Source organism: Streptomyces sp. NPDC048248, from assembly GCF_043201875.1.
Lineage (GTDB): Bacteria > Actinomycetota > Actinomycetes > Streptomycetales > Streptomycetaceae > Streptomyces.
In genome coordinates this window covers 192,535-209,710 of the sequence record NZ_JBICZL010000003.1, presented here as the reverse complement: position 1 = coordinate 209,710, position 17,176 = coordinate 192,535, and the positions used below count along the sequence as shown (strand labels likewise).

13 protein-coding genes and 1 pseudogene are annotated in these 17,176 nt (G+C 73.3%); 7 read left to right on the top strand and 7 right to left on the bottom strand.

Going from position 1 to position 17,176, the window contains the following annotated elements; translation table 11 throughout:
* Positions 1–16: 16 nt before the first annotated feature.
* Both ACGFZW_RS06965 and ACGFZW_RS06960 read left to right on the top strand, forming a co-directional pair.
* The gene (locus tag ACGFZW_RS06965; protein WP_393891993.1) at positions 17–1,048 is read left to right on the top strand and encodes an aldose epimerase family protein; all 1,032 of its coding nucleotides are present in this window, start codon (positions 17–19) and stop codon (positions 1,046–1,048) included.
* 136 nt (positions 1,049–1,184) lie between these two features.
* Positions 1,185–1,886 (top strand): DUF4097 family beta strand repeat-containing protein, encoded by a 702-nt coding sequence (locus ACGFZW_RS06960; protein ID WP_393891992.1) that lies wholly within the window; start codon positions 1,185–1,187, stop codon positions 1,884–1,886.
* A gap of 43 nt (positions 1,887–1,929) precedes the next feature.
* Here the strand turns inward: ACGFZW_RS06960 and ACGFZW_RS06955 are convergent, their stop codons facing one another.
* Positions 1,930–4,446, bottom strand: coding sequence for a beta-glucosidase (locus ACGFZW_RS06955; RefSeq protein ID WP_393891991.1), 2,517 nt, complete (start codon positions 4,444–4,446; stop codon positions 1,930–1,932).
* 131 nt (positions 4,447–4,577) lie between these two features.
* On the opposite strand from ACGFZW_RS06955, the gene ACGFZW_RS06950 reads away from it, so the two are divergent.
* The 4 genes from ACGFZW_RS06950 to ACGFZW_RS06935 all read left to right on the top strand — a co-directional run bounded on the left by ACGFZW_RS06950 (position 4,578) and on the right by ACGFZW_RS06935 (position 9,097).
* Positions 4,578–5,234, top strand: coding sequence for a TetR family transcriptional regulator (locus tag ACGFZW_RS06950; RefSeq protein ID WP_393891990.1), 657 nt, complete (start codon positions 4,578–4,580; stop codon positions 5,232–5,234).
* Between the two features lie 110 nt (positions 5,235–5,344).
* Positions 5,345–6,676: a pyroglutamyl peptidase gene (locus tag ACGFZW_RS06945; protein WP_393891989.1), complete on the top strand. Its 1,332-nt coding sequence runs from the start codon at positions 5,345–5,347 to the stop codon at positions 6,674–6,676.
* A gap of 79 nt (positions 6,677–6,755) precedes the next feature.
* Positions 6,756–8,186 (top strand): nitrilase-related carbon-nitrogen hydrolase, encoded by a 1,431-nt coding sequence (locus tag ACGFZW_RS06940; protein ID WP_393891988.1) that lies wholly within the window; start codon positions 6,756–6,758, stop codon positions 8,184–8,186.
* On the top strand, positions 8,186–9,097 hold the full coding sequence (locus tag ACGFZW_RS06935; RefSeq protein ID WP_393891987.1) for an ornithine cyclodeaminase family protein: 912 nt from the start codon (positions 8,186–8,188) through the stop codon (positions 9,095–9,097). Before ACGFZW_RS06940 ends, ACGFZW_RS06935 begins: the two co-directional genes overlap by 1 nt.
* Positions 9,098–9,163: 66 nt before the next feature.
* Here ACGFZW_RS06935 and ACGFZW_RS06930 read toward each other — a convergent pair whose 3' ends face one another.
* From ACGFZW_RS06930 to ACGFZW_RS06905, 6 genes and pseudogenes are all read right to left on the bottom strand, one after another.
* Positions 9,164–10,072 (bottom strand): ribokinase, encoded by a 909-nt coding sequence (locus tag ACGFZW_RS06930; protein WP_393892360.1) that lies wholly within the window; start codon positions 10,070–10,072, stop codon positions 9,164–9,166.
* A gap of 68 nt (positions 10,073–10,140) precedes the next feature.
* A pseudogene (locus ACGFZW_RS06925) lies at positions 10,141–12,062 on the bottom strand (substrate-binding domain-containing protein).
* The gene (locus ACGFZW_RS06920) at positions 12,055–13,734 is read right to left on the bottom strand and encodes a sugar ABC transporter ATP-binding protein (RefSeq protein WP_393891986.1); all 1,680 of its coding nucleotides are present in this window, start codon (positions 13,732–13,734) and stop codon (positions 12,055–12,057) included. The pseudogene ACGFZW_RS06925 and the gene ACGFZW_RS06920 overlap by 8 nt, the downstream one beginning before the upstream one ends.
* Before the next feature lie 65 nt (positions 13,735–13,799).
* The gene (locus tag ACGFZW_RS06915) at positions 13,800–14,801 is read right to left on the bottom strand and encodes a LacI family DNA-binding transcriptional regulator (RefSeq protein WP_393892359.1); all 1,002 of its coding nucleotides are present in this window, start codon (positions 14,799–14,801) and stop codon (positions 13,800–13,802) included.
* A gap of 281 nt (positions 14,802–15,082) precedes the next feature.
* Positions 15,083–15,511, bottom strand: a complete 429-nt coding sequence (locus ACGFZW_RS06910; protein ID WP_393891985.1) for an organic hydroperoxide resistance protein — start codon at positions 15,509–15,511, stop codon at positions 15,083–15,085.
* Positions 15,512–15,594: 83 nt separating this feature from the next.
* Positions 15,595–16,614: an NADP-dependent oxidoreductase gene (locus tag ACGFZW_RS06905; RefSeq protein ID WP_393891984.1), complete on the bottom strand. Its 1,020-nt coding sequence runs from the start codon at positions 16,612–16,614 to the stop codon at positions 15,595–15,597.
* 88 nt (positions 16,615–16,702) lie between these two features.
* On the opposite strand from ACGFZW_RS06905, the gene ACGFZW_RS06900 reads away from it, so the two are divergent.
* Positions 16,703–17,134, top strand: coding sequence for a MarR family winged helix-turn-helix transcriptional regulator (locus tag ACGFZW_RS06900; RefSeq protein WP_393891983.1), 432 nt, complete (start codon positions 16,703–16,705; stop codon positions 17,132–17,134).
* The last annotated feature ends 42 nt before the right edge of the window (positions 17,135–17,176 follow it).

Sequence of the window (17,176 nt, the reverse complement as noted above, 5' to 3'; positions counted from 1 at the left end):
GCATAGGCTCGCGGCCATGAGCACGCAGGTCGGCACGGAACTCTTCGGCACGCTGGACGACGGCACCGCCGTCCACCGCTGGACGCTGGAATCGGGTGGGCTGCGGGTCGCCGTCCTGACGTACGGCGGCATCGTGCAGAGCATCGAGACCCCGGACCGGGACGGGAAGCCGGGGCAGGTGGCGCTGGGTTTCGCCGAGCTCGCGCCCTATGCCGCGGACGGCGGCTCGTACTTCGGCGCGCTGGTCGGGCGCTATGCGAACCGGATCGCCGGTGCGTCCTTCGCGCTCGACGGCCGGAGCCACTCGCTCGTCGCGAACGCCGGGCCGCACAGTCTGCACGGCGGGCCGCGGTCCTTCTCCCGCGTGGTGTGGGAGGCCCGGCCGGTCGAGGACGGCGTGGAGTTGCACCGGGTCAGCCCCGACGGGGAGGAGGGTTTCCCCGGCCGTCTGGACGTGCGCGTGACGTACACCGTGAGCGCCGGCGACGCGCTGCGCATCGCCTACCGGGCGCGCACCGATGCCCCGACGGTCGTGAACCTCACCAACCACACCTACCTCAACCTCGGCGGTGACGGCAGTGGCAGCGCCGAGGGCCATCTGCTGCGCCTGGCCGCGTCGCGCTACACGCCCGCCGACGACACCGGCATCCCGCTCAGCGGCGAGCCCGCCGAGGTCGGCGGTACCCGCCTCGACTTCCGTACGGCGCGCGTGGTCGGCCGCCCCTACGACCACAACTTCGTCCTGGACGGCGGGGTGACGCAGGCGCCCCGCACCGTCGCGGAGCTGTACGACCCGGTCTCCGGACGGGCGTTGGAGCTGGCCACCACCGAACCGGGTCTCCAGCTCTACACCGCCGATCACCTCGACGGCTCCCTGACCGGTACCTCGGGGGCTCCGTACGGCCCGGTGGCCGGGCTCGCGCTGGAGACCCAGCACTTCCCCGACTCACCGCACCGCCCGGACTATCCCACCACCGTCCTACGGCCCGGCGAGACCTACCGCTCGGAGAGCGTCTACACCTTCTCGACGCGGCCCCGGAACCACTGACCGTCAGAGCATGCCTCGGCCCACCCCTAGGGGTGGTGCGGGTGAAGGTCATCCGCTTCGGGGACGAACGGGGCGGGCGGAGGCTGAAGGATGGGTGTGGTCGCTTCAGCCGCCTGCCTCCGGGAGACCTCTCGCCATGCCCCGTCTGCGCCCGTTCCTTCTCGTCCTGCCCTGTGCCGCCTCGGCCGTCCTGATGACCGGCTGCTCGCTGACGAGCGTCGGCCCGGCCACGAAGGCGGAGCGTACGTACGGCGTGGACGGCGCGGTCACCGCCCTGGCCGCGACGACGCCCGGTGGGAACATCGAGATCGTGCCGGTGGACGCCGGCGGCTCGGTCAAGGTGACGGAGAAGTACGTCTACGACCAGCGGAAGCCGGCCCCGACGCACTCGTTCAAGGACGGCCGGCTCACGCTCACGGCCGACGACTGCGAGGACGCGGAGGGCCGGTGCGAGGTGGGTTACAAGGTGCTGCTGCCGCGCGGCGCATCGGTCGATCTGCACACCAGCGGCGGCGACATCACCGTCCGCGGGGCCGCCGGCGGCATCGCGGCGGAGACCAGCGGCGGGCGCATCACCGTCGAGGACTCCGCCGCCCGCACGGCGAGGGTGAAGACCAGCGGCGGGGACGTCGATGTCGCCCTCACGGCGGTCCCCGACGAGGTGTCCGGCAGGAGCAGCGGAGGGGATGTCACCATCCGCCTGCCGAAGGGCTCCTACGCGGTCGACGCCTCCACCAGCGGTGGCAGCCGTAAGGTCTCCGTCCCCAGCGACGGCAGCTCGGCGCACACCGTGGAGGCGGAGACCAGCGGCGGCGATGTGTCGGTGGTGCCCTCCTGAGCGGTGGCGAGGATGCTCGCGGGCCAGGCGACGCCGGCGCTCCTCACTCCCCGCCGAGGGTGACCTCCGCGGCCAGCCGTCGGTCCTCCACGCTGTGCGCCGCCTCGACGCGGTAGATGCCCGGCATCCGGACCCAGCGGCCCTCCGGGTGCCGGATCTCGAAGGTGCGGGGCGGCAGCAGGATCTCGGTCTCGACGCTCTCGCCGGGGTCGGCCTCGACGGCGGCGAATCCCGCCAGCCAGCGGTCGGGCCGTTCGAAGCCTTCCTGGCTGCCGCTGTCCACCGGAGCCAGGTAGATCTGCACGACCTCGCGGCCGGCCCGCTTCCCCGTGTTGCGCAGCCGGACCCGGACCGACTCCGAGGTGGCCTCCAGCGCTTCGTACTCCCAGTCGGTGTAGCCCAGACCGTGGCCGAAGGCGTATGCAGGCTCTCTCCCGGTCCGCTGCCAGGCCCGGTAGCCGATGAACAGGCCCTCGGAGTAGGCGAGTGCGCCCTCCTCGGGGGTGACGCGGGTGACCGGGGCGTCCTCCAGGCGGGCCGGCCAGGTGGTGGGCAGACGGCCGCCCGGTTCGTGGGCGCCGAGCAGGACATCGGCCAGCGCCGTGCCCGCCTCCTGGCCGGGGAACCAGCTCAGCAGGACCGCAGGGACCGCCGCGCGCCACGGAAGCTCCACCGGGGAGCCGGAGTTGACCACCACGACGGTGTGCGGGTTGGCGGCCGCGACCCGGGTGACCAGCTCGTCCTGACGGCCCGGCAGCCGCAGATGGGTGCGGTCGAAGCCCTCGGACTCGACTTCGTCGGTGGTCGCGACGACCACGACCGCGACATCCGCGCCGGCCGCCGCGCGCACCGCCTCCTCGATCTCGTCCTCCGCGTCACCCATCGGCGCGCGGTGCCCGAGGGCGAAGTTCAGTGCGTCGATGTCCGAGCCGAGCCCCAGGCCGGCCGGCACGTACCGCAGCGTGAGGACGACCCGTTCACCGGCCGTCAGGGGCACCTGCACCCGGCGCTCGACCGGATGCATGAACGCTTCGAACGGATCGCTGCCCTCGGGAGCGCAGCGGTCGTCGAAGAGGACCGCGCCGTCGACGGTCAGCCGCAGCGTGCCCGTGCCGGAGACGGCGAGGGTGTGGCTGCCGGTGGACTCGGGAGTGAAGCTGCCGGTCAGTTCGACCGCGCCGAGAGTCTCCTGGGTGACGCCCTCGGGGAAGCTCCCCATCACCAGCACCCCGCCGTCGGGCCGGGGCTCCTCGACGAGGAGTTGACCGTCGGCGGTGAGGTAGCGGGCGCGCAGCGTGAAGCCCTCGCGGGCGTGCGGGACGCGGGTGCGGGGGTCCGCGCCGGCGGCGAAGGTGACCTCGACGTCGTCGGGGAGCGCTGCGCACAGCCCCGCCAGCGGGGAGACGACGCGCTCGGGGAAGACGGTGGCGGAGCCGCCCCCGAGCACCCGGGCGTCGCGGGCGGCCGCCCCGATGACGGCGACCTTGCGGACGGCGGCCGCGTCGATCGGCAGGGCCCGCCGCGCGACGCCCACCGGCTCGTTACGCACCAGGACGAAGGAGCGCCGGGCGACCTCGCGGGCCACTGCAGGGCCGTCTATCCCCTGCGGTACGTCCTCGGGGGCGACCGAGGCGGGCACTCCCGCCAGGCATCCGGTGCGGGCGGCGAGCAGCAGCACCCGGCGGACCGCGGAGTCCACCTCGGACTCGGCCACCTCCCCGGCGCGCACTGCGGCGGCGAGCGGGGCCCCGAAGACGGTGCGGGGGCCGGGCATGGCGACGTCGAGACCCCCGCGCAGGGCGCGCACGGTGTGGCGGGCGGCCGTCCAGTCGGAGACGTTGCAGCCGTCGAAGCCCCATTCGCCGCGCAGGACGTCGTTGACGAGGTGGTGGTGCTCGGTCATCGTCGAGCCGTTGACCTGGTTGTAGGCGGTCATGACGCCCCAGGGGCGGGCGGTTTCGACGAGGTGTGCGAAGGGCGCGAGGTAGAGCTCGTGCAGGGGGCGAGGGGCGATGCGGTTGTCGACGGTGAGCCGGTCGGTCTCGGCGTCGTTGCCGACGAAGTGCTTGACCGTCGTGCCGACGCCGCCCTCCTGCACGCCGCGGACGTATCCGCCGCCGATCTCGCCGGTGAGCAGCGGGTCCTCGGAGTAGCACTCGAAGTGGCGGCCGCCGAGGGGCGAGCGGTGCAGGTTGACGGTCGGGGCCAGCAGGACGTGGACGCCCTTGCGGCGGGCTTCCTGGGCGAGGAGGTGACCGGCGCGGCGGGCGAGTGCAGGGTCCCAGGTCGCGGCGAGCGCCGTGGGGCTGGGCAGGACGACCGAGTGCTCCTGCGCGCTCCACTCCTGGCCGCGCACCCCGACGGGCCCGTCGGACAGCACCATCGACCGCAGTCCGATGGCGGGGACGGCCGGCAGCGTCCACATGTCCTGGCCGGAGAGCAGCGCGGCCTTGGTGTCGAGGTCGAGGGCGGCGAGCGCCTTCTCCACCGCAGCGGTGTGCGCGGCCGTGCGGTCGTTCGCGGCGGTTGCGCGGTGGTCGGCTCGGGGCTGGTCGGACATACGGCACTCCCTGCGTGTGCGGGCGGTCCCTCGGGCGCATCCTTCCGCACCTACCGAGCGTTTGGTAGGCATCGTTATCGTAGCGTTATCTCTACCTCTGAACAGTCCCCCGCCGGGGTTACGCTCGGCCGGTGACCGGGAGAGAGCAGAGCCCGCCCCGCGGCAGCCGGCGGGGCGGCGGGCGGGAGACGCAGCGCGCCGAGCGGCGCGAGGCCATCCTGCGGGCCGCCATGGAGCTGATCGCAGAACGGGGCTACCGCAGCACGTCGCTCGCCGCCGTCGCCGAGCGTGCCGGACTGACCCAGCAGGGGCTGCTGCACCACTTCCCGAACAAAGAGCTGCTGCTGGTCGGCGTCCTGGAGGCCCGCGACCGCTGGGACCTGGCCTCAGCCGCCGCGGCCTCCGGCGCCGGGCGCACCGAGCTCCTCGCGCAGCTCGTCGACTACAACGCCACCCGCCCCGGCCTCGTCCGCACCTATACGGTCCTGTCCGGTGACAGCGTCACCGAGGACCACCCGGCCCGCGCGTTCTTCGAGTCGAGGTTCCGGGCGGTGCGGGAAGCACTGGCCGACGCGCTGCGGAAGGAGTTCGGTGACGTGCTGCCAGGGGGGCTGACGCCGGAGCGGGCCGCGCCGCTGCTGGTCGCCGTGATGGACGGGCTACAGCTCCAGTGGCTGCTGGACCCGGAGAACGTCGACATGCCGGCGTCGTTCCGGGACTTCCTGGCGCTGCTCGGTGCGGGTGAGGAGCAGGCCGGGAAGCCCGACGGCCCGTCGCAGGCCACCTGAGCGGTCCGCAGCAGGGCGCACGCGGCGCCGGGAGGCCGCCCGGACCGGGAGCGGTCACCAACTCCCCGCCCCCTACCGCCCCATGGTCCCCACCGGCTTTACTCACTCGCATGAGACCCCTACGCACCAGGCTCAGCGCGCTCGGTGTCGCGCTGCTCGCCACCGCTCCCCTGTCCCTGACGGCCCCGGCCACGGCGGCGCCCGCCGGCTCTCTCACGGGTGCTTCCGCCGCCACTGTCGAGGAGGAACGCCTGCCGCAGGCCGCCCCGCAGGAGATTCTGCGCCGTAGCGGATTCGACCGGTGGCAGCCGGAGTTCACCCGCGGGCTGGCGCGGGTGACGACGTACCCGGAGGCGAAGCGGTACGTCGCGGGTGAAGGACGCGCGCTGTGGGAGCGGGCGGTGGACCGGGCACAGGGGCGCGGCCCTGCGGGCGGGGATCTGAGCCGGGACGACGACCGGCCGCTGTACTGGGCCCGACTCACGATGACCAGGGAACTACGGGCATGGCAGCCGGGGTTCGGCCTGTCGGACGGTCAACGAGCGGAGTTGCTCGGTGCGTTGGAGCGGACCTCGCGCGGCCAGGACTCGATCGATCTGCCCACGGGCCAACGCGTTCTGCGGGTGGTCGTGACCGGTTTCGACCCCTTCCAGCTGGACGCCGACGCGCGCCGGAGCAACCCGTCGGGGGCCGCGGCGCTCGCCCTGGACGGCACGACGGTGCGCACCGCGTCCGGGCGCCCGGCGCGGATCGAGACAGCGGTCTTCCCGGTGCGGTGGGCGGACTTCGCCGGGAACGCCTCGCACTCCGCGGACAGCGGCCTGGCGGAGACCGTGGAGCGCACCCTGCTGCCGCACCTCCGGCGCGGACCGCGACAGGCGGACCTGTTCACCACCGTCAGCCAGGGCGGACCGGGCCGGTTCGACGTCGAGCGGACCAACGGGGCCTGGCGCGGCGGCTATCCGGACAACGTGCGGGTGTCGCGTACCGAAACCGTCCCGATCCCGGACGGCGTGCCGACGGTGTGGCCGCAGCCGCAGTGGACGACCACCAGCCTGCCCTACCGGCAGATCGTCGCCGCGGGCACCGGGCCGTTCCCGGTGATCGACCACACCACCGTCACGGAGATCCCGGCCGGTGGCAGCACGCCGGTCGAGCGGCCGGGCGGCCCGACGCCGGGTTCCACCGCCCGCGCCGGGGGCGGCGGCGACTACCTGTCCAACGAGATCGCCTACCGGGCGACGCTGCTGCGGGACGCGGTGCGGCCGTCGCTCGCGGGCGGGCATCTGCACACCCCGGTGCTGGCGTTCGGCGCCGGCAACACCGACCCGGCGGGCGGAGCGGTGACCGACCCGGACTTCGTCCGCAACCGGACGGCGATCACCGGACAGGTACGGGCCATCGTGACAGTGGCGGCGTCGGCGGTGGACGCGCGGCGGTAGCCCGGGAACGCGGTCGGGCGGGAACCCGCGGCGGACTCCGCCTCTCCCGCCCGTCCGCCGTGCCGGGCATCATGGACGGATGATCATTGCTGCCGCACAATTCCCGCCGGTCCCAGGCGACATCGACGCCAACGCCGCGCGCATGGCCGCTCTCGTCACCGAGGCGGCGGCGCGCGGCGCCGGTCTGGTGGTCTTCGCCGAACTGGCCCTGACGCAGTACGACCTGCCGGCGATAGCCGCCGACCCGCGGCTGACGGTCGCGCCGGACGACCCACGGCTGGAACCCGTGCGGCAGGCGTGCCGGGCGGCAGGAGTGGCCGCCGTCGTCAACGCGCCGGGCCGCGCCGCAGCGGACGGTGCCGGGCCTACCATCGCCTCGTTCGTCCTCGGACCGGACGGCGCACTGCTCACCCGCTACGACAAGCGCCATCTGTTCGGGGCGGAGAAGGACCTCTTCGTCCCGGGCACCGCCGACGGCCGGTTCGCCCTGGGCGGTGTCCGGTTCGCGCTCGCCACCTGCTACGACACGGGATTTCCGGAGGTGGCGGCGCGGGCCGCGGCGGACGGCTGCCGGGTGTTCCTCGCCGGTTCGTTCCACGGCTCGGCGGACCGGGTGGCGCGATACGCGGACCTGGCGGCCGAACACGGCCTGCACGTGGTGCTCGCCAACGGGGCCGGCGTCGGCAGCGCCGGGCGGGGGTGCGGGCTCAGCGGCGCCTGGCTGCCCACCGGAGAGCGGGAGGTGGCGGCCGGCGACGGGACACGGAGCGCCCCGGACGGCGGTGCGGAGCTGGTGCTGAGCGATGTGCGGGAGCGGATCACGCTGATGGCGGACCCGGCGGTCGCCGCGGTCCCCGTCAAGGAGTGCGGCGAACCGCTGCTCGACGTACGGTCCGCGGCGCCCGCGCTCCTCGTCGCCGACCTCAAGGCCGAGAGCGACAGCACGGACGGGACGGGCGGCGAGGGGGACGCTGCGCCCGATGCGGGTGCCTATGCCCGGCTGCGCGAGGGCGTGCTGCGACGGCTGCTGGCGGCCCAGGCGTCACTGCCGGACGGGCTGCGGCTGCAGTTCGTCGAGGGCTACCGGCCGCCGGCCCTGCAGCGCCACTACTTCGAGGAGTACACCCACGAACTGCGCGCCGCCCACCCCGGCTGGGACGCCGCCCGGCTGCACTCGGCCGCGAGCCGCTACGTCTCCCCGCCGGACATCGCGCCGCACAGCGCGGGCGGCGCGGTCGACGTCACCCTCGTGACCGCCGACGGCGAGGAGGTCGACATGGGGACGCCGATCAACGCCTCCCCCGAGGAGAGCGCCGGCGCCTGCTACACGGGCGCGCCCGGCCTGTCGCCCGCCGCCCGCGCCAACCGGCGGGTGCTGAGCGCGGCCCTGGCCGCGGCAGGACTGGTCAACTACCCCACCGAGTGGTGGCACTGGTCCTACGGCGACCGCTACTGGGCCCTGATGACCGGCGCCGACCACGCGCTGTACGGACCGAAGGAGCCGGCCTGATGACCGCGCCGCTGCTGCTCGGTGACGCGGAGGTCCGCGATCGCCTCGACCCGGCGGGCGCGGTGGCGGCCGTCCGGCACGCACTGCTGGAGCATCACGCGGGCCGGCTGGCCGCGCCACCGCGGCTGCACGCCCCCCTCGGCTCCGCGGAACTGGTGTTCACCGTCGGCGAGCTGGCCGGGGACGGGCTGCACGGCTTCCGGGCGTACGGCACGCAGGGCGACGGCGCCCAACTGGTGGCGGTGTGGGACAGCGCGAGCGGGGAGCTGGCCGCGGTGGTGCACGGCCGGGAGCTGGGGCCGCGCAGGACCGGCGCGATCGGCGCGGTGGCGGTGGGGGCGCTGGCCCGTCCGAGCACGTCCCGGCTGGCGCTGATCGGGACGGGACCACAGGCATGGACCCAGCTGTGGGCGCTGTCGGGCGGTCCGCACCGGCCCTCGGAGGTGACGGTGTTCGGGCGCCGGACGGAGCGTGCGGAACGGTTCGCGGAGCGGGCCCGTACGGAACTGGGGCTCGCGGTGCTGGTGGCCGGGTCGGCGCGTGCGGCGGTGCGCGACCGGGAGGTGGTGATCGTGGCGACGAACAGCCCGGCCCCGGTCCTGGAGGCGGACTGGATCGCACCGGGCACCCACCTGAGCACCCTGGGGCCCAAGACGACCACGCGCCACGAGATTCCGCCCGAACTGGCCCGCCGTGCCACGGTCGTCGTCACCGACTCCCTCGCGCAGTGCGGACGTTACGGCGCAGACCACCTGCTGGGCCCCGCGCCGATGGCCGAACTGGGCAGCGTGCTGGCGGGCGCGGCGCCGGGCCGTACCGGTGACGAGGACATCACGCTCTTCTCGTCCGTCGGCCTTGCCGGTACGGAGGTGGCGGTGGCGGCTGCGCTGATGCGGGCGTGCACGGCGTAGCGCCGACCGTTGACCGTGCGGCGGTGGGCCGGAGACCGGCCCGCGCCGCCGCCGGCCCACCGCGGCTCAGCCTTCCGGGAGTTCGTCCAGCTCCGCCAGGCTCGGGTAGGACGGCTGGGCGCCCGGCTTGGTGACGGCGGCGGCACCGACGCGCACCGCGAAGCGCGCCGCTTCGGGCAGGGAGTCGCCACGGGCCAGGCGGGTGGCCAGGGCGCCGGTGAAGGCGTCGCCCGCGCCGGTGGTGTCGACGGCCCTGACCTGGACGCCCGGCGCCCGGCTCACTCCCGAGCCGTCCAGCACCAGCGCGCCGTCGCCGCCGAGGGTGACGACGACGGAGCGGGCGCCCCGTTCGCGCAGGGCCTGTGCCCACTGCGCCGGCTCGCCGTCGGTGAGCCCGGACAGTCGCCGCGCCTCGTGTTCGTTGACCACCAACGGGTCGGCGGCCGCGAGCAGTTCGGGAGCGAGGCCGTCCGGGGCCGGTGAGGGGTTCAGGACGACGCGGGTGCCGGCCTCCTGGGCAAGCGTGGCGGCCGACCGCACGCTCTCCATGGGGATCTCCAGCTGGAGCGAGACCACCGAGGCGCCGGCGATGATGTCCTTCGCCGCACCGACGTCCTGCGGGGTCAGGGCGGCGTTGGCGCCGGGCGAGACCACGATGCTGTTGTCGCCGTCGGGGCTGACGATGATCATCGCGGTGCCGGTGCGCGCCGCCTCGTCCACGATGACCGGTCCGACGTCCGTGCCCGCCGCGCGCTGAGCGGCCAGCAGCAGCGCACCGTAGGCGTCACCGCCCACCCGCGCCAGCAGCGCGGTGCGGGCACCGAGCCGGGCGGCCGCGGCAGCCTGGTTGGCACCCTTGCCGCCGGCCGATTCGACCAGATCCGCACCGAGCACGGTCTCGCCCGCGCCGGGCCGCCGCTCCACCCGTACCGTCAGGTCCGCGTTGGCCGAGCCGACCACCAGGACGTCGTACATGCGCTGCTCTCCCACTTTCGTCTCACCCGTTGTTGCCCGGCGGCCCGGAAAGGGCCGGACCGCCGTCCTCAGCCGTCGAACTTCGCGGCGTTGTCCGCCGTCACCAGCACCACGGGCACCTTGACCGACTTCGGCAGCTTCTCACCGTGAGCCGCCTTCAGCGCCCAGTCCACGGCCTGCTTGCCGAGGAGTTCGGGCTGCTGGGCCACCGTCGCTGTCAGGCTGCCGTTGCGGACCGCGGTCACGCCGTCCGGCGTGCCGTCGAAGGCCACCACCTTCACGTCCTTGCCGGACCTGCCGCCGAGCGCCTTGGACGCGCCGAGCGCCATCTCGTCGTTGGCGGCGAACACCCCGCCGATGTCCCGGTGCGCCTGCAGCATGTTGGACATCACGTCCATGCCCTTCGTGCGGTCGAAGTCCGCGGGCTGCCGGGCGACGACCTCGATGCCGGGGTACTTCTTGATGGCCTCCTCGAAGCCCCGGCCGCGCTCCCGTGCGGCGGAGGTGCCGGGCTGGCCCTCCAGGAAGGCCACCTTGCCCTTCCCGCCGAGCGAGGCGGCCAGCGTCCTGGCGGCGAGCCGGCCACCGGCGACGTTGTCGGAGGCGATGGTCGAGCCGACGTCGCCGCCATTGACGCCGCGGTCGATGGAGATCACCGGCACCTTCGCCCGGTTGGCCACCCCGACGGCCGGTACGGCGGCGTCGGAGTCGACCGGGTTGATGATGGCCGCCTTGACGTCCTGGCTGGTGAACGTCTCCATCTGATTGATCTGCTGGGTGGGGTCGTTCTGCGCGTCGGTAATGTTGATCTTCAGCCCGCGGGCGTCCGCCTCGGCCTGCGCGCCTTCCCTGATGCCCACGAAGAACGGGTTGTTCAGGGTCGAGAGCGCGAGGCCCAGATCGGTGTCGCCACCGCGGTCGCAGCCGGCCAGTCCCAGGGCGACGACCGCGGCCGACCCCGCCGCCAGTGCCCTGGCGATCCGGGCCCTCATCGCGAGCTCCGGCGCCGCAGCGTGTCCAGGAGCACCGCGAGGGCGATGACCAGTCCGGTGGCCACCTGCTGCCAGAAGGCAGAGACGCTCAGCAGGTTGAGGCCGTTGCGCAGGACGGCGAGGATCAGCGCGCCGATGAGCGTGCCGGACGCCTTGCCCGAGCCGCCGGAGAGGCTCGCTCCGCCGATGACGACGGCGGCGATGGCGTCGAGTTCGTAGCCGCCCGCGGCCTGCGGCTGCGCGGAGGTCAGCCGGGCCGCCAGGACGATACCGGCGACCGCGGCGAACAGGCCGGACAGCGCGTAGATGACGAGCTTGCGGCGCTTGACGTTGATGCCGGAGAGGCGGGCCGCCTCCTCGTTGCCGCCGATCGCGAACATCGCGCGGCCGGAGTACGTACGGGCCAGCACCAGGGCCGCGATCAGCCCCATGGCGGCCATCACCAGGACGGGCACCGGCAGCCAGCCGCCGAGCGTGTCACCGAGCGCGCTCAGGGAGGTGGGGAAGGGGGTCGGCGCGCCACCGGAGATGACCAGCGCCAGGCCCCGGCCCACCGAGAGCATCGCCAACGTCGCGATGAACGCGGGCAGTTTGCCGTAGGCGACCAGCGCGCCGGAGACCAGTCCGGCCGCCGCGCCGACGGCGAGCCCCAGCAGCACCGCGACGACGACGGGCAGGCCGTCGCCGGAGGCCGCCCACGCCGTCACGGTGGCGGAGAGTGCGGCGACCGAGCCCACGGAGAGATCGATACCGGCCGAGACGATCACGAACGTGACGCCGAAGGCGAGGATCGCGGTGACCGACGCCTGCACGCCGACGTTGAGGAGGTTCTGTCCGTTGAGGAAGTCCTTGGACAGCACCGCCATCACCACGACCAGGGCGATCAGCCCGCCCAGCGGGCCGTTGCGCAGGACGGTGCGGGTGAACCACTGCCCGAACGCGGGCTCCCGGCCGGCGGGCGGTGGTGTCCGTTCGGGGGTCTTCAGCAGCTCAGTCATCGGAGCCCTCCATCGCGCTCTGACGTGGGTCGTCGGGGTGGGGTATGCCGTCCGCCGACGCGGCGGCCGGGCGGGGGACGGCCGGCTTCGGGGACTGGACGGCCAGTTCCATCACCGCGTCCTGGGTGGCCTGTCCGGCCGGGAGTTCACCGGCCAGCCGGCCCTGCGCCATGACCAGCACCCGGTCGCTCATCCCGAGGACCTCGGGCAGATCGCTGGAGATCATCAGCACCGCGCAGCCCGCCGCCGTCAACTCGTTGATGAGCTGGTAGATCTCGACCTTGGCGCCGACGTCGATACCGCGCGTCGGCTCGTCGAGGATCAGCAGCCTGGTCTCCGCCAGCAGCCATTTGCCGATGACGATCTTCTGCTGGTTGCCGCCGGAGAGCGTGCGGACGCTCTGGCCAAGGCCGCTCATCCGGACCTTCAGCTGACCCGCGACCTCGGCAGCGGCGCGCCGCTGGCCGCCGCGGTCCACAAGACCGCCCCGCAGATCGCGGTCCAGCCTGGCCAGTGTCAGGTTGTCCTGGAGCGAAGCGTCGAGGACCAGGCCCTGGCCCTTGCGGTCCTCGGGCACCAGTCCGAGCCCGGCGCGCATCGCGGCGCGGACGTCGCCGCGCGCCAGTTCCTTGCCGTCGACCTCGACCGTGCCGGCGTCGTAGCGGTCAGCGCCGAAGATCGCCCGCGCGATCTCCGTGCGGCCCGCGCCGACCAGCCCGGCCAGGCCGACGACCTCGCCGGCCCGCACCTCGAAGTCGATGCCCTCGAAGGCAGGCCGGGCCGGTGAACCCTTGGCGCCCTTCGCGCCGTGCCGGGTCAGGCCGCGCACCCGCAGCAGCGGCGCACCGGGCTCCTCCGGGCGCTCGCGCGGGTACTGCTCGGCGATGTCCCGGCCGACCATGAGCCGGATCAGCTCGTCCTCGTCGGTGGTGGCGGCCACCTCGCCGACCGAACGGCCGTCGCGCAGCACCGTGACCCGGTCGCCGAGGACGCCGATCTCGTCTAGGTGGTGGGTGATGAAGATGATGCCGACGCCGGATGCGCGCAGTTCCCGGACGATGGTGAACAGCGTCCGCACCTCCTCGGAGGTGAGCACCGCCGTCGGCTCGTCCATGATCAGAACGCGCGCTTCGAGACTGAGGGCCTTGGCGATCTCCACCATCTGCAGCCGGGCGATGCCGAGGGCGGCGACCGGTGTGTCCGGGGAGACATCGAGGCGTACGCGCCGGAGCAGGGCGGCGGCGCGGGTGCGCATGGTCTTCCTGTCGACGAGACCGAGCGCGGTGCGCGGCTGACGGCCGAGGAAGATGTTCTCGGCGACCGTCAGGCCAGGGACGAGGTTGAACTCCTGGTAGATGGTGGCGATGCCGAGGCGTTCAGCGTCCTGTGCCGATCGGATGTGCACCTCGCGCGGCCCGTCCGCCGCGCCGTCCGGGCCGAGCTCGCCGGTGGCTGCGAGGATCCTGCCCGCGTCGGGGCGGTGGGCGCCGGAGAGCATCTTGATGAGCGTGCTCTTGCCCGCTCCGTTCTCGCCGAGCAGGACGTGCACCTCGCCCGCGTGCAGGCTCAGGTTCACCCCGTCCAGTGCACGGACCCCGGGGAACGACTTCGTCACCCCCTCCACGCGCAGCAGTTCGCGGCCGCCCGGTACGTCGTCCTTGACGCCGGTCATGCGCTGCCCCTCTCTTCCTCGGTCGTGCATCCTCGGGTGGTTCTCGGGTGGTTTCCGTGCCGGCCTCACGGCGCGGGCGGCTCACCGCAGGAGCGGCGCGTCACGAGCCGGGCCGGCAGCAGCACCGAGTCGCCGGGGCGGCCCTCGATGCGCTCCAGCAGGGTCTGCACGGCGGCCCTGCCCAGTTCCCTGGTGGGCTGGGCGATGGCGGTCAGCGGCGGGTCGGTGTGCGTGAACCACGGCACGTCGTCGTAGACCACCAGCGCCACGTCGTCGGGAACCCGCAGGCCGCGGGCGCGGATTTCGTCCATCGCGCCGAGCGCCATCAGGTTGTCGGTGGCGAGCACCGCGTCCGGCGGTTCCGCCAGGTCGAGGAAGTCGCGCATGACTCGCCGTCCGCCGGTGTGCTGGAGGTCGGGGGTGGCGCCGACGCGTTCGTCGGGAAGCTCGATGCCGTGCGCGGCGAGCGCGCTGCGGAAGAGATCCAGGCGCTCGTCGCCGGTGGGGGTACCGGCCGGGGCGACGATGATCGCGGGACGGCGGCGGCCGAGTGCGGCGAGGTGGGCGGCGAGGTCGGTGAGGGCGCCGCGGCCGTCGGCCCGTACGCAGGGGGCGTCGATCCCCGGCACGGTGCGGTCCAGCAGGACGAGCGGGGTGCCGGAGGCGACGGCCTCGGTGAGCATCGCCGAACCGGTCCCGGCCGAGCTGACCAGCAGGCCGTCGATCCGGCGGTCGAGCAGGGTGCGGATGTAGTCGTCCTGCTGCTCGGGGCGTTCGCCGGCGTTGCCGATGACCAGGCTGTAGCCGAGGCTGCGGGCGGCATCCTCGACGGCGTCGGCCAGCTCGGTGAAGAACGGGTTGGTGAGATCACCGATGACCAGGCCGAGCGCCCCGGTCCTGGCCGTGCGCAGGGCGCGGGCGACGTTGTTCGGGCGGTATCCCAGCTCACGGACCGCGGCGAGCACCCGCTCGCGGGTCTCGGCGACCGGTCCGTGGCCGTTGAGCACCCGGGAGACGGTGGCGACGGAGACACCTGCCCGTTCCGCCACCTCTTTGATGTTCGCCATGGCGCCGTTGCCGTCCTGTCGTGCGATCACATGCGCCCGGCCGTCCGGGGCCGAGCGTCGTGTAATCGATTTCGTGAGGGCCCCACGTAATCGATTACACGGGTGTGACGTCAAGGCGTCGCACATGTGGCGCGCGTCACGTTCGGGCGGAGAGGGGCCGCCGGTGGCGGCCTGGGCCGCGGGCAGCGGGCGACCTGGCGGGGAATCCTCCGGGCGCGCAACGGCCGAGGGCCGTACCCCGAGCGGGGTACGGCCCTCGACTTTCGGCTGTGCGTGACGCGTCAGGCGACGGTCAGCTTGACCTCGATGTTGCCACGGGTGGCGCTGGAGTACGGGCACACCTGGTGCGCCTTCTCCACGAGGTCCTTCGCGGTGGCCGCGTCCACGTTGGGGATCGAGGCGGTGATCTCGACCGTGAGGCCGAAGCCGCCGGCCGGGGTCTTGCCGATGCCGACGTTGGCGGTCACCCGGGAGCCGGAGACATCCGCCTTCTCCTGACGGGCCACGACGCTGAGCGCGCCCTGGAAGCAGGCGCTGTAGCCCGCCGCGAAGAGCTGCTCGGGGTTGGTGCCGGCGCCGCTGCCGCCCTGCTCCTTGGGCGGGTTGACGACCACGTCGAGCTTGCCGTCGTCACTGGCGACGCGGCCGTCACGGCCGTTCTCAGCGGTGGCGACGGCGGTGTAGACGACGTCGACGGTCTGGATGGACATACAGAATCCTCCTGTGGTTCGCCGCGACTCGCGCCCACGGATCGCGACGGCTTCCCAAGAGCCTAACGGTCCGCCCCGCGAGGTCAGCCTTCGAGGCTCACGATCATCTTGCCGGTGTTCTCACCGCGCAGGAGGCCGAGGAACGCCTCGACGCCGTTCTCGATGCCCGCGACCTTGGTCTCGCCGTACTTCAGCTCGCCGGAGCGGATCCAGGCGGAGACCTCCTCGACGAACTGCGGCTGCAGCGCGGAGTGATCACTCACCAGCAGGCCCTGGAGGCGCAGCCGCTTGCCGATCACCATCGCGAGGTTGCGCGGCGCCGGGGACGGCTCGGTGGCGTTGTACATCGAGATCATGCCGCAGATGGCGACGCGACCGTGGACGTTGAGCGCGCTGATGGCGGCTTCGAGGTGGTCACCGCCGACGTTGTCGAAGTAGACGTCGATGCCGTCCGGGGCGGCCTCCTTCAGCTGCTTGTGGACGTCGCCGTTCTTGTAGTTGAAGGCGGCGTCGAAGCCGTACTCCTCGACCAGGACCTTGACCTTCTCGTCGGATCCGGCGGAGCCGATGACCCGGGAGGCGCCCTTGAGCTTGGCGATCTGGCCGACCTCGCTGCCCACCGCGCCGGCCGCGCCGGACACGAAGACGGTGTCGCCCTCCTTGAAGGAGGCGACCTCCAGCAGGCCCGCGTAGGCGGTCAGGCCCGGCATGCCCAGCACGCCGAGGTAGGCGGTCAGCGGAGCCAGCGACGGGTCCACCTTCGCGGCGCGCTTGGCGTCCAGCACCGCGTACTCCCGCCAGCCGAGACCGTGCAGGACGTGGTCGCCGACGGCGATGGAGTCCGCGCGGGAGGCGATGACCTCGCCGACCGCGCCGCCTTCCATCGGCTGGTCCAGCTGGAACGGCGGGACGTAGGACTTGACGTCGTTCATCCGGCCGCGCATGTACGGGTCGACGGAGAAGTGCTGGGTGCGGACGAGGATCTGTCCCTCGCCGACCTCCGGCACCGCGGCCTCGCGCAGCGCGAAGTCCTCCGGGGTGGGCCAGCCGTGCGGGCGGGCGACGAGGTGCCATTCGCGGCCGGTCGTGGGCAGTGCAGACATAAGAGCGCTCCTCCTAATGCTTCATGTACTGAAACAACCATGCTCCTCGATATTTCACCTTGTCAAGTAAATGGGTATCCTGGGATGCATGACACCGCGTGCAGACCCCTTGACCGTCGAGGTCGTCGACCTCATCGGCACCGTCGTCGCCCGTTACTACGAGGAGTACGAGCACGCCGCGGCCGAGCACTCCCTCACGGGCGCCCAGGCGCGGGTCCTCAGCCTCCTTGCCCTTGAGCCGCTGCCCATGCGGCGAGTGGCGCAGCGACTGAAGTGCGAGCCGTCGAACGTCACCGGGATCGTGGACCGCCTGGAGGCCCGCGGCCTGGTGGAGCGCCGCCCCGACCCGGCCGACCGCCGCGTCAAGCTGGCCGCCCCGACCGATGAGGGCGCGCGCACGGCCGAGCGGTTGCGCAGCTCGCTGGACTTCGCCCGTGAACCACTGGGCCAGCTGACCGTGGCCGAGCGCACCCTGCTCAAGGAGCTGCTCCAGCGAATGCTGGGCCTCGTGCCGCAGTGAGGCCCGCGGGGCCCGAAGCCGTGGGCGGCCCCGCGTCGGCGT

Coding starts and splice junctions, on each gene's coding strand:
- ACGFZW_RS06965 (WP_393891993.1), top strand. CDS start 17: ATGAGCACGCAGGTCGGCACGGAACTCTTCGGCACGCTGGACGACGGC.
- ACGFZW_RS06960 (WP_393891992.1), top strand. CDS start 1,185: ATGCCCCGTCTGCGCCCGTTCCTTCTCGTCCTGCCCTGTGCCGCCTCG.
- ACGFZW_RS06955 (WP_393891991.1), bottom strand. CDS start 4,446: ATGTCCGACCAGCCCCGAGCCGACCACCGCGCAACCGCCGCGAACGAC.
- ACGFZW_RS06945 (WP_393891989.1), top strand. CDS start 5,345: ATGAGACCCCTACGCACCAGGCTCAGCGCGCTCGGTGTCGCGCTGCTC.
- ACGFZW_RS06940 (WP_393891988.1), top strand. CDS start 6,756: ATGATCATTGCTGCCGCACAATTCCCGCCGGTCCCAGGCGACATCGAC.
- ACGFZW_RS06935 (WP_393891987.1), top strand. CDS start 8,186: ATGACCGCGCCGCTGCTGCTCGGTGACGCGGAGGTCCGCGATCGCCTC.
- ACGFZW_RS06930 (WP_393892360.1), bottom strand. CDS start 10,072: ATGTACGACGTCCTGGTGGTCGGCTCGGCCAACGCGGACCTGACGGTA.
- ACGFZW_RS06920 (WP_393891986.1), bottom strand. CDS start 13,734: ATGACCGGCGTCAAGGACGACGTACCGGGCGGCCGCGAACTGCTGCGC.
- ACGFZW_RS06915 (WP_393892359.1), bottom strand. CDS start 14,801: ATGGCGAACATCAAAGAGGTGGCGGAACGGGCAGGTGTCTCCGTCGCC.
- ACGFZW_RS06910 (WP_393891985.1), bottom strand. CDS start 15,511: ATGTCCATCCAGACCGTCGACGTCGTCTACACCGCCGTCGCCACCGCT.
- ACGFZW_RS06905 (WP_393891984.1), bottom strand. CDS start 16,614: ATGTCTGCACTGCCCACGACCGGCCGCGAATGGCACCTCGTCGCCCGC.
- ACGFZW_RS06900 (WP_393891983.1), top strand. CDS start 16,703: ATGACACCGCGTGCAGACCCCTTGACCGTCGAGGTCGTCGACCTCATC.